This window comes from Streptomyces sp. NBRC 110035 (genome assembly GCF_000829695.1).
Classification (GTDB): Bacteria; Actinomycetota; Actinomycetes; order Streptomycetales; family Streptomycetaceae; genus Streptomyces.
Genome location: NZ_BBNN01000023.1, coordinates 76,309 through 89,523, shown reverse-complemented (window position 1 = coordinate 89,523; position 13,215 = coordinate 76,309). Strand labels below are relative to the sequence as shown.

Below are 13,215 nucleotides of genomic sequence, written 5' to 3'. Positions count from 1 at the left end.
CGGGGCGGGCCACGCGCGGCGTTCCCCCTAGGACGTGGCGGTAGCGGGAAGGCCGGGGACAGCCGGTGGGCAGCCCGCGGCGGCGGGGAGACTGAGGACCATGGTGAGGCCACCGCCGGGGGTGTCCTCGGCCTGCAGGGTGCTCCTCATGGCCTCGGCGAAACCGCGGGCGACCGCCAGGCCGAGGCCGACCCCGTCCCTCCGCGGGGCGTCGCCGTAGCGCTGGAACGGGGAGAAGATGAGCTCCTTGACCTCGTCGGGAACGCCCGGCCCCCGGTCCACCACACGCAGTTCCACCCGGTCGGCGAGCGTGCTGGCCGTCACCAGGACCGGCTCGTCCTCGGGGCTGTACTTGACGGCGTTCTCCACGACGTTGGCGACCACCCGCTCCAGCAGCCCTTTGTCCGTCGCCACCATGGGAAGGCTTTCGGGGATGTCCAGGACGACGACCGACTCCGGTTCCGGAATCCCGCCCAGGGCCAGCGGAACGACCTCGTCCAGGTCCACTTCACGGATCAGCGGCGTGAGGGTTCCGGTCTGCAGGCGGGACATGTCGAGCAGGTTGCCGACCAGGTGGTCGAGACGGTCGGCGCCCTCCTCGATCGCCTCCAGGAGCCCGGCCCGGTCCTCCTGTGACCATTCCACGTCGTCCGACCGCAGCGACGACACGGACGCCTTGATCCCGGCGAGCGGAGTGCGCAGGTCGTGGCTGACCGCGGCGAGCAGAGCGGTACGGATGCGGTTGCCCTCGGCCAGGTCCCTGGCCTGATCGGCCTGGGACTGAAGCCGCCGGCGGTCCAGGACGACGGCGGCCTGTGCCGCGAACGCGGCCAGGACGCGACGGTCGGAGGCGGGCAGCACCCGGCCGCAGATCGCGAGCGCCATGTGGTCGCCCACCGGCACGTCCACGTCGGCGTCCTCGGGCCGTGCCACGGCGGGGGCGGGCCCGACACTGCCGGCGCAGGTCCACGGCGCCTTGTCGTTCTCCCTCTCCAGCAACGCCACGGAGTCCACGGCGAAGGTCTCCCGCACGCGCTCCAGCAGCGCCTCCAGGCTGGTCTCCCCGCGCAGCACGCTGCCGGCGAGGAAGGACAGGGTCTCCGCCTCGGCGCGCAGCCGGGCCGCCTGGTCGGTGCGGCGTGCCGCGAGGTCCACCACCGAGGCCACGGACACGGCGACGCCCACGAAGACCGCGAGGGCGACGATGTTCTGGGGGTCGGCGATGGTGAAGGTCCGGATCGGCGGCGCGAAGTACCAGTTGAGCAGCAGTGACCCCACCGCGGCGGAGGCGAGGGCGGGCAGCAGGCCGCCGAGCAGCGCCGCCGCCACCGTGAGCGCGAGAAACAACAGCATGTCGTTGGCCAGGCCCACATCGGGCAGGGCGGCTTTCAGCAGCAGGGTCAGCAGGGCGGGGCCGAGCACGCCGACCAGCCACCCGGCCACGATGCGGGGCCGCCCGAGCCGAGCGCCTCGGGCGGCCGGGAGGCCGCGGCCCTTTCCCACCTCGTCGTGTGTGATGAGGTGGACGTCCAGGTCGGGCCCGGAGGTACGGGCGACGGTGGCACCCACGCCGGGCCCGAGTACGTACTGCCAGCCCTTGCGCCGGGACGCTCCGAGCACTATCTGCGTGGCGTTCGCCCCGCGGGCGAACTCCAGGAGCGCGGTCGGGATGTCGTCACCGACGACATGGTGGAAGGTACCGCCCAGATCCTCGACCAGAGCGCGCTGGACGGCCAGTTGCTTGGGCGAGGCCGAGGTCAGCCCGTCGCTGCGGGCCACATAGAGCGCCAGCACCTCACCTCCGGCCCCCTTCTCCGCGAGGCGTGCCGCCCGCCGTATCAACGTCCGGCCCTCGGGCCCACCGGTCAGGCCGACCACGATCCGCTCGCGCGAGCCCCAGATCGTGCGGACCCCGTGCTCGGTGCGGTACTGCTGCAGGTACTCGTCGACCCGGTCGGCCACCCAGAGCAGGGCCAGTTCGCGCAGGGCGGTGAGATTGCCGGGGCGGAAGTAGTTGGACAGGGCCGCGTCGACCTTGTCGGGTGTGTAGACGTTGCCGTGCGCCATCCGTCGGCGCAGGGCCTCGGGTGACATGTCGACCAGCTCGATCTGGTCGGCCCGGCGCACCACCTCGTCCGGCACGGTCTCCTGCTGGCGTACGCCCGTGATGGACTCGACGATGTCGCCGAGCGACTCCAGGTGCTGGATGTTGACCGTGGAGATGACGTCGATTCCGGCCGCGAGCAGTTCCTCCACGTCCTGCCAGCGCTTCGTGTTGCGGGAGCCCGGAACGTCGGTGTGGGCGAGCTCGTCGACGAGGACGACTCCGGGACGGCGGGCCAGCACCGCGTCCAGGTCCATTTCCGTGAACGTGGTCCCTCGGTACTCCAGCCGTCTGCGCGGCACCTCTTCCAGGCCGTGCAGCATCGTCCGGGTGCGGGGCCGGTCGTGGGACTCCACGAAGCCGACCACGCAGTCGGTGCCGCGTTCCGCCCTTCGGTGCGCTTCGGACAGCATGGCGTAGGTCTTGCCGACGCCTGGTGCCGCGCCGAGGTAGATCCGGAGTCTGCCGCGTGCCATGGTCTCGTTTCTGCTCTCGTGGTGGTGCGGGCGGTACGGCCGGGCCGGGGTCACGCCTCGAAGCGGTAGCCCATCCCGGGCTCGGTGATGAGGTAGCGGGGGCGGGAGGGGTCGGCCTCCAGTTTGCGGCGCAGCTGGGCCATGTACACCCGCAGGTAGTTGGTCTTGTTGCCCAGGGTCACGCCCCAGACCTCGTGCAGCAGCTGTTTCTGCGTGACGAGACAGCCGGGGTGGGTCACCAGGATCTCCAGCAGGTGCCACTCCGTCGGGGTCAGGCGGATGTCGTGGTCGGCCCGGCGGACCTTCTTCGCGACCAGGTCGACGGTGAAGCCGTCCGTCGTGACCAGTGGAACCTCGGGGGCGCTCGGCGCGGTCTCCGCGCGGCGGACCGCGGCGCGCAGACGGGCGAGCAGCTCGTTCATGTTGAACGGCTTGGTGATGTAGTCGTCGGCTCCCGCGTCCAGCGCGTCGACCTTCTCGTCGGAGGCCTGGCGGGCGGACAGCACCAGGACCGGCACGCGGGTCCAGCCGCGCAGCGCCTTGATGACCTCGACGCCGTCCATGTCCGGCAGGCCGAGGTCGAGGACGACCACGTCGGGCCGGCGCACGGCGGCCAGGCGCAGGGCGGTGGCACCGTCCGGGGCCGCATCGACCCCGTAGTGGCGGGCCTGCATGGTGATGACGAGCGCGCGTACGAGCTGGGGGTCGTCCTCCACGACCAGCACCCGGGTCATCGGTGTACGCCTCTCCTGTCGTGCACGGGGTGGAGCGGTCCGCCGGGAGTTCGCAGCGGTGGGAGCCGGTGGCCTCGGAAGACACTCCGGAATGCCGGCTCCCGCCCTTCGCCTCGTTCCATCAGTTCCTGGTCCTGAGTTCCTTGAGCGCGATGTTCAGTTCGAGCACGTTGACCCGGGGTTCACCGAGGAAGCCGAGGGTGCGGCCCCGGGTGTGCTCCTCGACCAGCCTGTCGACCTGTGCGACGGACAGACCGTTCCGCTCCGCGACCCGGTGGACCTGGAGGTCCGCGTACTGCGGGGAGATGTGCGGGTCCAGGCCGGAGCCGGAGGAGGTGACCGCGTCGGCGGGCACGTCGGAGGGCCTGACGGTGCGACTGCCCACGGAGTTGTCCTCGACGACCGCGGCCTTGGCGTCCTTCACCCACTGGATCAGCTCCGCGTCGTCGGCGGAGCGGTTGGTCGCGCCGGACAGGATGAGCTCGTACCGGGTGTTGACGCTGTTGGTGCCGAGGCCGTTGGCCGGACGGCCCTGGAACCACCTCAGGTCCGGTTCCGGAGTCTTCTGCCCCTCCTTCGGTGGCAGGGTGTACGACTGCCCGATCAGTGAGGAGCCGACGACCTTGCCGTCCGCCTCGATCTCGGAGCCGTTCGCCCGGCCCGGGAGGAGCCCCTGGGCGATACCGGTGATCACCAGCGGATAGGCGACGCCGGTGACCAGGGTCAGGACGAGGAGGGCTCGCAGGCCCGCCCCGAGGAGCCGGGCGGTGTTCGACACGGAGTGGTTCATGGAGATCAGCCGATTCCGGGGACGAGGGAGACGAGCAGGTCGATGATCTTGATGCCGGCGAAGGGGGCGACCAGCCCGCCGAGCCCGTAGACGGCGAGGTTGCGGCGGAGCATCCGGTCGGCGCTCGTCGGCCGGTAGCGCACGCCCCTCAGCGCGAGCGGGACCAGGGCGACGATGATCAGCGCGTTGAAGATCACCGCCGAGAGGATCGCGGAATCGGGCGAGGACAGACGCATGACGTTGAGCTTGTCCAGGCCCGGGTGGACGGCGGTGAACAGGGCCGGGATGATCGCGAAGTACTTGGCGACGTCGTTGGCGATGGAGAACGTCGTGAGCGCGCCGCGGGTGATGAGGAGCTGCTTGCCGATCTCCACGATCTCGATGAGCTTGGTCGGGTCGGAGTCGAGATCGACCATGTTGCCGGCCTCCTTGGCTGCCGACGTTCCGGTGTTCATCGCCACGCCGACGTCCGCCTGGGCCAGTGCGGGGGCGTCGTTGGTGCCGTCGCCGGTCATCGCGACCAGCCTGCCGCCGGCCTGTTCGCGCTTGATGAGGGCCATCTTGTCCTCGGGGGCGGCCTCGGCGAGGAAGTCGTCGACGCCGGCCTCGTCGGCGATCGCCCTGGCGGTCAGCGGGTTGTCGCCCGTGATCATGACGGTCCTGATGCCCATGCGGCGCAGTTCCCCGAACCGCTCGCGCATGCCGTGTTTGACGACGTCCTTGAGGTGGATGACACCCAGGACGCGAGCGCCCCGGTCGTCTTCGACGGCCACCAGCAGCGGCGTGCCGCCCGCCTCGGAGGTGCGGTCCGCGGTCTCGCCGACGTCGACGGCGACCGTGCCGCCGCGCTCCTCGACCCAGGCGGTCACGGAACCCGCCGCGCCCTTGCGCACCTTGCGTCCGTCGATGTCGACGCCCGACATGCGGGTCCGGGCGGTGAACCGGATCCAGTCGGCACCGACGAGTTCGCCCTGGTGGCGTTCGCGCAGTCCGTACTTCTCCTTGGCGAGGACGACCACGGAGCGGCCCTCCGGGGTCTCGTCGGCCAGCGACGACAGCTGGGCGGCGTCCGCGACCTCGGCCTCGGTGACACCGCGTGCCGGGACGAACTCGGCGGCCTGCCGGTTGCCCAGTGTGATGGTGCCTGTCTTGTCCAGCAGCAGCGTGGAGACGTCGCCGGCGGCCTCGACCGCGCGGCCCGACGTGGCCAGCACGTTGCGCTGCACCAGCCGGTCCATGCCCGCGATACCGATCGCCGACAGCAGGGCCCCGATCGTCGTCGGGATGAGGCAGACCAGGAGCGCGACGAGCACGACCATCGTCAGCTCCGTGCCCGCGTGGTCCGCGAACGGCGGCAGCGTGGCGCAGGCGAGGAGGAAGACGACGGTCAGCGAGACGAGCAGGATGTTCAGCGCGATCTCGTTGGGCGTCTTCTGCCGGGCAGCACCCTCGACCAGGTTGATCATCCGGTCGATGAAGGTCTCACCGGGCTTCGTGGTGATCCGGACGACAACGCGGTCGGAGAGAACCTTCGTACCGCCGGTGACGGCGCTGCGGTCGCCGCCGGACTCCCGGATGACCGGAGCCGACTCGCCGGTGACCGCCGACTCGTCCACGGAGGCGACGCCCTCGACGACGTCGCCGTCCCCGGGGACGATGTCGCCCGCCTCGCAGACGACCAGGTCGCCGATGCCCAGCCCGGTGCCGGGCACCCGCTCCTCGCGCCCGTCCACGAGACGGCGGGCGACGGCGTCGGTCTTGGCCCTGCGCAGGGTGTCGGCCTGCGCCTTGCCGCGGCCCTCGGCGACGGCCTCCGCGAGGTTGGCGAAGATCACGGTCAGCCAGAGCCAGGCGCTGATCGTCCAGCCGAACCAGTCGCCCGGGTCCAGGAAGGAGAACACCGTCGTCAGAACGGACCCGATCAGGACCACGAACATGACGGGCGACTTCACCATCACCCGCGGATCGAGCTTGCAAAGGGCGTCGGGCAGCGACCTGACCAGTTGTTTCGGGTCGAAGGCGCCCACGCCGACACGGCCCTGACCGGACGTGGGCCCGGTGGGTGCGTCGTGGTGCGGCGCCCGGGCCGGGGTGGTGGTGGACACCGGGTCCTCGTGCTGGTGCGTGTCGGTGGTCATGACGCCAGTCCCTCCGCGAGGGGACCCAGCGCAAGCGCCGGGAAGTAGGTCAGACCGGTGATGATCAGGACCACCCCCACCAGCAGCCCGGTGAACAGGGGCTTCTCGGTACGCAGGGTGCCCGCGGTGGCCGGGACCGGCTTCTGCTCCGCCAGCGACCCCGCCAGCGCCAGGACGAACACCATCGGCAGGAAACGGCCGAGCAGCATCGCGATGCCGAGCGTGGTGTTGAACCACTGGGTGTCCGCGTTCAGACCGGCGAAGGCGGAGCCGTTGTTGTTCGAGGCGGAGGTGTAGGCGTACAGGATCTCGGAGAACCCGTGCGCTCCGCTGTTGGTCATCGAGTTCGCCGGAGTGGGGAGCGTCATCGCCGCGGCGGTGAAGGTCAGTACCAGGGCCGGGGTGATCAGGATGTAGCAGGCGGCGAACGTGATCTCACGGGTGCCGATCTTCCTGCCGAGGTACTCGGGGGTACGGCCCACCATCAGGCCGGCGACGAACACCGCGATGACCGCCATGACGAGCATGCCGTAGAGGCCGGAGCCGACACCGCCGGGCGCGATCTCGCCGAGCATCATGCCGAGCATCGTGATACCGCCGCCGAGGCCGGTGAAGGAGGAGTGGAAGGAGTCCACCGCACCCGTGGAGGTCAGGGTGGTGGCCACCGCGAAGATCGAGGAGGCACCGACACCGAAGCGGACCTCCTTGCCCTCCGTGGCGCCGCCCGCAAGCTCGAGTGCCGCGCCGCGGTGGGCGAACTCGGTCCACATCATCAGGACGGTGAAGACGACCCAGATGGTGGCCATGGTCGCGAGGATCGCGCGGCCCTGCCGGACGGAGCCGACCATGAGGCCGAACGTCCGGGTCAGCGAGAAGGGGATGAGAAGGATCAGGAAGATCTCGAAGAGGTTCGTGAACGGAGTGGGGTTCTCGAACGGGTGGGCGGAGTTGGCGTTGAAGTAGCCGCCGCCGTTGGTACCGAGTTCCTTGATGGCCTCCTGCGAGGCGACCGCGCCACCGTTCCACTCCTGCGTGCCGCCCGTGAACTGGCCGACCTCATGGATGCCGGAGAAGTTCTGGATCACCCCGCAGGCCACGAGGACGACCGCGCCGACGGCCGCGAGCGGCACCAGGACACGGACCACACCCCGCACCAGGTCGGCCCAGAAGTTGCCCGGCTCGCCGTTGCGCAGAACGTTCCCCCCTGCTCGGGCGGAGCCGGGAACCCGGGGAAGGGCGAACCCCCGCACCAGAGCGACGCAGACGGCGATCCCGACCGCCGCGGAGACGAAGTTCTGCACGGCCAGACCGGCGGTCTGCACGACGTGGCCCATGGCCTGCTCGCCGGAGTACGACTGCCAGTTCGTGTTGGTGACGAAGGAGACGGCGGTGCTGAACGCCTGGTCCGGATCGATCGAGGCGAAACCCAGCGAGCCGGGCAGCACGCCCTGGAGCCGCTGGAGGGCGTAGAGGAAGAGGACACCGACCACGGAGAAGGACAGCACGCCGCGCAGATAGGCGGTCCGGCGCATCTGCGTGTCAGGATCGACACCGATGCCCTTGTAGATCCACTTCTCCACGCGCCAGTGCTTGTCGGAGGAGTAGACCCTGGCCATGTAGGTGCCGAGGGGAACGTGGGCGAGCGCCAGCGCGGCCGTGAGAGCGAGCAGCTGGAGCACGCCGGCGAGGACGGGGCTCATGCGGTGCTCAGAACCTCTCCGGGTGGATCAGGGCGAGGACGAGGTATCCCAGCACGGCGACGGCGACGACCAGGCCGACGATGTTCTCGACGGTCACAGCTTCGTCACCCCCTTGGCGACGAGAGCCACGAGCGCGAACACCGCGATCGTGACGGCGACGAAGACCACGTCGGCCATCGCGAACTCCTGGTGAGGTTCGAAAGGAGAATCTGACAAGAAGAGAAAAGCGCCTGTACAGCCGGATTCGGCCGCCGTTGACGGCTTCCGTACGGCGGTCCGGACGTTCTTGGCGGGTCTCTTACGGACGGTCGGCCGCATGCCCTCTGCGACCCCCGGCAGCCGCCGGACACCGTTCAGGGCAGACGGGACGGCAGCCGGCCGATCACCGCGTCGGTACCGCGCCGCACCGCGCGGGCGACCACGGCGCCCCGCCGGTTCTGTGGCAGCCGCCGCCCCGGACACTCCGGTCCGGCTTCGGGTACGAGCCGGGTGACGGGGGTGCCGGGCCCGGAGCGAGGGGAATCAGCGCGGTTCCAGGTCCCACTCGGCCCAGGCCTGTTCCGGGGTGTGGTTCTGCGCGTGGTCCTCGGCGTCCGGGCCCGGGCCGGCACCTGCCCGCTCCCCCGTACGGCGCTTCGCCGCCGGTGCTGTGGTCACCGTCACTCCGGCCCCCGGGCGGCGGGCGATCAGGCAAACTGGACGTTTGGCCGTGCTGTGCCCGTGCATGCCCGTGCCGAGCCCGTCGCAGAAAGGCAGCCGCGCGTGAATGGTCCGCTCATCGTCCAGTCCGACAAGACGCTTCTCCTGGAAGTCGACCACGAGCAGGCCGGCGAGTGCCGTCGCGCCATCGCCCCGTTCGCCGAGCTGGAGCGGGCGCCGGAACACATCCACACCTACCGGGTGACCCCGCTCGGCCTGTGGAACGCGCGGGCCGCCGGGCACGACGCCGAGCAGGTCGTGGACGCGCTGGTGAAGTACAGCCGCTACCCGGTGCCGCACGCGCTGCTCGTCGACATCGCCGAGACGATGGACCGCTACGGCCGGCTCAGCCTGCTCAAGCACCCGGCGCACGGTCTCGTGCTGACCAGCACCGACCGGCCCGTCCTGGAGGAGGTGCTGCGCTCCAAGCGGATCGCCCCGCTGGTCGGCGCCCGCCTCGACCCGGACACCGTCGCCGTGCACCCCTCGGAACGCGGGCAGATCAAGCAGGTGCTGCTGAAGCTGGGCTGGCCCGCCGAGGACCTCGCCGGGTACGTGGACGGCGAGGCGCACGACATCGAGCTGCGCGAGGAGGGGTGGGCGCTGCGCCCCTACCAGAAGCAGGCCGTGGAGAACTTCTGGCACGGCGGCTCCGGGGTGGTCGTCCTGCCCTGCGGCGCGGGCAAGACGCTGGTGGGTGCCGGTTCGATGGCGCAGGCGAAGTCGACCACGCTGATCCTGGTCACCAACACGGTCTCGGCCCGCCAGTGGAAGCACGAACTGGTGAGGCGGACCTCGCTGACCGAGGACGAGATCGGCGAGTACAGCGGGACGCGCAAGGAGATCCGGCCCGTCACCATCGCCACGTACCAGGTGCTGACGACCCGCCGCAAGGGCGTCTACCCGCACCTGGAGCTGTTCGACTCCCGGGACTGGGGCCTGATCCTCTACGACGAGGTGCACCTGCTGCCCGCCCCCGTCTTCAAGTTCACGGCGGACCTCCAGGCCCGTCGGCGGCTGGGACTCACGGCCACGCTCGTACGCGAGGACGGCCGCGAGTCGGACGTGTTCTCGCTGATCGGGCCGAAGCGGTTCGACGCGCCGTGGAAGGAGATCGAGGCGCAGGGCTACATCGCGCCCGCCGACTGCGTCGAGGTCCGGGTCAACCTCACCGACTCCGAGCGGATCGCGTACGCCACCGCGGAGACCGAGGAGAAGTACCGCTTCTGCGCGACGACCGCGACCAAGCGGAAGGTGACGGAGGCGATCGTCCGGCGGTTCGCGGGGCAGCAGATCCTCGTCATCGGGCAGTACATCGACCAGCTGGACGAGCTGGGCGAGCACCTGAACGCGCCCGTGATCAAGGGCGAGACGTCGAACGCGCAGCGGGAGAAGCTGTTCGACGCGTTCCGGGAGGGCGAGATCAGCGTCCTGGTCGTGTCCAAGGTCGCGAACTTCTCGATCGACCTGCCGGAGGCGACCGTGGCCATCCAGGTGTCGGGCACCTTCGGGTCCCGGCAGGAGGAGGCCCAGCGGCTGGGCCGGGTGCTGCGCCCCAAGGCGGACGGCCACCAGGCCCACTTCTACTCCGTCGTCGCCCGCGACACCATCGACCAGGACTTCGCCGCCCACCGCCAGCGGTTCCTGGCGGAGCAGGGGTACGCGTACCGGATCATGGACGCGGACGAGCTGTTCGCGGAGAGCTAGGGACGGACCGGGCCGCGCCAGGGCCTGTGGCGGAAGGGGCGTCGCCGCCCGCAGGACGGCCGCGCGGCGTCCTGCGGGTCCCCGTTGCCCGAGCCACGCCGGGAGCTCGGGGAAGCGTGCTCCCGGCGTGCCGCCCGCAAGCCCTCCTACCGGGCCGGCGTACCCGGGCTTCCGGGCGGCGCGGGTGCGGCGGGGGTGTGTGCCGGGCGTCGCGCGGCAGGCGCCCCTTCCGCCCCGGGCCCTACCCCTGCGGGAGGTTGAACACCAGCAGGATGACGAACAGCGGCGGCGGCAGGGAGAACACCGCCATCCAGGCGCGCAGGCCCGACCACCGGACCCGCCACGGCAGCACCCAGGACGTGAGCCAGGTGCAGAAGGTGAGCAGGCCGCCGACGGGCAGGGCCCCGTAGACCACGTTCAGGGAGGTCGTCAGGGCCTGCGAACAGTCGTCGGGCCCGCAGCTGTCGGTCGCCATGGCGGACATCGCGCCCAGCAGGAACGCCGAGGGCACCAGGAACACCAGCAGCGCGGTCGCGACGGCGGGGGCCACCCAGGCCCGGCGGTCCTGGTCGGGCGGCCAGGGCACCGCCGGCGTCGGGGACACGAAGTGGTTCCGGCTCATGCCGCCAGTCAAGCCGGGTGACCGGGGGCCGGGCATCGGCGTGCGTACTCAGACGGACGTGCGCGGGTTACTCACCTCAGCACCCGATCGGACGCGTGTCGGTTGCCCGGCCGGCGGACCGCCGATGGTATGACAGCGGGCCCGCTGCCGCAGGCCCGCTCCCGGCTGCCGCGAGTGAAGGGCCTGCCCATGCCACGGACCGACCTCACCACCGCAACCACCGCACGGCTACCGCTCACCAGGGCCGCGGGGGCGGTGGCCGGGGCGCTGGTGCTGCTGCTCGGGGCGGCCGGGCCGGCGGCCGCGGGAGGACCGGGCGGACCGGGCGGCGGCGCGGGCGGGGGCGGTGAGGCCGGCGGCGGTGTGGTGCTGCGGTGGCAGGACTGCCGGGACGCGGCGCAGACCGGTTTCGAGTGCGCGGTGGCGAACGTGCCCCTGGACCACGCCCGCCCCGGGGACCGCACGATCGAGCTGGCGGTGATCAGGCACCGCGCCGCGGCTCCTCGGAAGCGGGTCGGCACACTGTTCTTCAACCCCGGCGGTCCGGGCGGCCCCGGCACCGTCGGCCTCCCGGAGCTGTACGACAAGTTCCCGGACGAACTGCGGGACCGCTACGACATCGTCAGCTGGGACCCGCGCGGAGTCGGCGAGAGCACGGCCGTGCGCTGCTTCGGCACCGCCGAGGAGGCCGCCGACCGGCAGGCGGACCTCCCGCCGTTCCCGGTGGGCGAGCAGGCTCAGCAGGTGTACATCACCGCGTACGCCGATCTCGCGGAGCGCTGCGAGCAGAGCGACCCGCAGTTGCTGCGCCATGTCTCGACCGCCGACACCGCCCGCGACCTGGACCTGCTGCGCGCCGCGGTCGGCGAGGAGCGACTGCACTACTGGGGCGTCTCGTACGGCACCCTCCTCGGCGCGACCTACGCGAACCTGTTCCCCGAACGGGCCGGACGGCTCGTCCTCGACGGGAACGTGGACCCGCTCGCCTGGGTGGACGGGACCCACGAACACGTCGCGGCAGCCACGGACAGGACGGCGGGCACGGCCGACACGGCGGGCGGGACCGACACGACGAGCAAAGTCGGCACAGCGGGCGAGACCGGCACAGCGGGCGAGACCGGCGCGACAAGTGAGACCGGCGCGGCGGGCGAGACCGGCGCGGCGGCCGGGCTGAACACCTTCCTGCGGATCGGCTCCCACCTCGGGTCGGCCGACACGCTGGCGCAGTTCCTCGACCACTGCGGGCGCGCGCCCGTGACCGGCTGCGTCTTCTCGGCGGGCAGCCCGGCGGCCACCCGCGACAAGTACGACACCCTCATGGCGCGCCTCGCCCGGCGTCCGGCGGGCGACCCGACGTACGCGAGGGCGGTGAGCGAGGTGCGCGGCGGGCTCTACACCGTGCATCCCGGCTGGGCCGGGGTCGCCGACCTGCTGCAGACGCTGTGGAGTGGCAGGCCGCTCATTCCGCTCAGCGATCCGGCGGGCCCGGCCCGCTATCCGGGCTTCGAGCAGTCGCTCGCGGTGCTGTGCGCGGAGAGCCCCAACCCCCGGTCGCCGCATCTCTACCCTGAGCTGGAGGAACGGGCGGTGGCACAAGCGGGGGCGCTGGCCCGCTGGTGGGTGTGGGCCAACGAGCCGTGCGCCACCTGGCCGGCCCGCGCCGCCGCCCCGTACACCGGCCCATGGGACGCGGCGACCGCCCATCCGGTACTGGTGGTGAACACGACCCACGACCCGTCCACCCCCTACGCGGCGGGCGTGCGCATGGCCGAGGAGCTGCGCGACGCGCGGCTGCTGGCGGTGGACGGGTACGGCCACACCGCGCTGGACAACCCGAGCGCGTGCGTGGGGCGGCACGCGGTGCGCTACTTCCTCACGGGAGCGCTGCCGCCGGAGGGCGCGCGGTGCACGCAGGATCTCCCGCCGTTCGTCGAACGGATCCCCGGAACGCCGTCGGGGCCGGTCCAGGCCGCGGCATCGGGGACCGCCCCCACCCCGGTACCGGAGCCGGCGCTGCCGTACGGCCGCTGGCCCCTGGACGTCGTCGCCGGTCTGCTTCCCGTGGAGAACCGCCGCACCGCTCCCTGACAAGGACCGGGCCCGAGGCCAAGACCACACAAAGGGCCGGGACCGAGAACCGAGGCCAAAACCGGGCCGAGATCCAGGGCCGGGACCGGAATCCGGGGCCAGGGCCGGGACCGGGCCAAGGGCCGGGGCCGGGCCAAGGACCAGGACCGGAGCCGGG

Annotated in this window: 11 protein-coding genes; 2 read left to right on the top strand and 9 right to left on the bottom strand. The window is 71.6% G+C overall.

Annotated elements, in window-relative coordinates:
• Window positions 1-27: 27 nt before the first annotated feature.
• From TU30_RS13355 to TU30_RS38000, 8 genes are all read right to left on the bottom strand, one after another.
• On the bottom strand, window positions 28-2,580 hold the full coding sequence (locus TU30_RS13355; protein WP_042169308.1) for a DUF4118 domain-containing protein: 2,553 nt from the start codon (window positions 2,578-2,580) through the stop codon (window positions 28-30).
• A 50-nt stretch (window positions 2,581-2,630) separates the two neighbouring features.
• Window positions 2,631-3,314 carry a response regulator gene (locus tag TU30_RS13350; protein WP_042169022.1) on the bottom strand — a complete coding sequence of 228 codons (684 nt, stop codon included), beginning with the start codon at window positions 3,312-3,314 and terminating at the stop codon, window positions 2,631-2,633.
• 121 nt (window positions 3,315-3,435) lie between these two features.
• Window positions 3,436-4,104: a potassium-transporting ATPase subunit C gene (locus TU30_RS13345; RefSeq protein WP_042169020.1), complete on the bottom strand. Its 669-nt coding sequence runs from the start codon at window positions 4,102-4,104 to the stop codon at window positions 3,436-3,438.
• Between the two features lie 5 nt (window positions 4,105-4,109).
• Complete coding sequence (gene kdpB / locus TU30_RS13340; RefSeq protein ID WP_107068452.1) at window positions 4,110-6,242, bottom strand: potassium-transporting ATPase subunit KdpB; 2,133 nt, start codon at window positions 6,240-6,242, stop codon at window positions 4,110-4,112.
• Complete coding sequence (kdpA, locus tag TU30_RS13335; RefSeq protein ID WP_042169018.1) at window positions 6,239-7,942, bottom strand: potassium-transporting ATPase subunit KdpA; 1,704 nt, start codon at window positions 7,940-7,942, stop codon at window positions 6,239-6,241. Before kdpA ends, kdpB begins: the two co-directional genes overlap by 4 nt.
• Before the next feature lie 7 nt (window positions 7,943-7,949).
• Window positions 7,950-8,039, bottom strand: coding sequence for a K(+)-transporting ATPase subunit F (gene kdpF / locus TU30_RS33205; RefSeq protein WP_042169016.1), 90 nt, complete (start codon window positions 8,037-8,039; stop codon window positions 7,950-7,952).
• On the bottom strand, window positions 8,036-8,158 hold the full coding sequence (locus TU30_RS38005; protein ID WP_256081719.1) for a hypothetical protein: 123 nt from the start codon (window positions 8,156-8,158) through the stop codon (window positions 8,036-8,038). The genes kdpF and TU30_RS38005 overlap by 4 nt, the downstream gene beginning before the upstream one ends.
• 306 nt (window positions 8,159-8,464) lie before the next feature.
• Entirely contained in the window at window positions 8,465-8,599 is a 135-nt protein-coding gene (locus TU30_RS38000) for a hypothetical protein (protein WP_256081717.1), read from the bottom strand.
• Between the two features lie 105 nt (window positions 8,600-8,704).
• Here TU30_RS38000 and TU30_RS13325 point away from each other — a divergent pair, with 105 nt between their 5' ends.
• On the top strand, window positions 8,705-10,348 hold the full coding sequence (locus TU30_RS13325; RefSeq protein ID WP_042169013.1) for a DNA repair helicase XPB: 1,644 nt from the start codon (window positions 8,705-8,707) through the stop codon (window positions 10,346-10,348).
• Between the two features lie 241 nt (window positions 10,349-10,589).
• On the opposite strand, the gene TU30_RS13320 is transcribed toward TU30_RS13325, so the two are convergent.
• Window positions 10,590-10,970 carry a hypothetical protein gene (locus TU30_RS13320; RefSeq protein ID WP_042169010.1) on the bottom strand — a complete coding sequence of 127 codons (381 nt, stop codon included), beginning with the start codon at window positions 10,968-10,970 and terminating at the stop codon, window positions 10,590-10,592.
• A 189-nt stretch (window positions 10,971-11,159) separates the two neighbouring features.
• Here TU30_RS13320 and TU30_RS37165 point away from each other — a divergent pair, with 189 nt between their 5' ends.
• Window positions 11,160-13,058: an alpha/beta hydrolase gene (locus TU30_RS37165; protein ID WP_234307851.1), complete on the top strand. Its 1,899-nt coding sequence runs from the start codon at window positions 11,160-11,162 to the stop codon at window positions 13,056-13,058.
• The last annotated feature ends 157 nt before the right edge of the window (window positions 13,059-13,215 follow it).

Bases quoted from the DNA above. Each gene is read 5' to 3' on its own strand.
- TU30_RS13355 (WP_042169308.1), bottom strand. From the start codon at position 2,580: ATGGCACGCGGCAGACTCCGGATCTACCTCGGCGCGGCACCAGGCGTC.
- TU30_RS13350 (WP_042169022.1), bottom strand. From the start codon at position 3,314: ATGACCCGGGTGCTGGTCGTGGAGGACGACCCCCAGCTCGTACGCGCG.
- TU30_RS13345 (WP_042169020.1), bottom strand. From the start codon at position 4,104: ATGAACCACTCCGTGTCGAACACCGCCCGGCTCCTCGGGGCGGGCCTG.
- kdpB (WP_107068452.1), bottom strand. From the start codon at position 6,242: ATGACCACCGACACGCACCAGCACGAGGACCCGGTGTCCACCACCACC.
- kdpA (WP_042169018.1), bottom strand. From the start codon at position 7,942: ATGAGCCCCGTCCTCGCCGGCGTGCTCCAGCTGCTCGCTCTCACGGCC.
- TU30_RS13320 (WP_042169010.1), bottom strand. From the start codon at position 10,970: ATGAGCCGGAACCACTTCGTGTCCCCGACGCCGGCGGTGCCCTGGCCG.
- TU30_RS37165 (WP_234307851.1), top strand. From the start codon at position 11,160: ATGCCACGGACCGACCTCACCACCGCAACCACCGCACGGCTACCGCTC.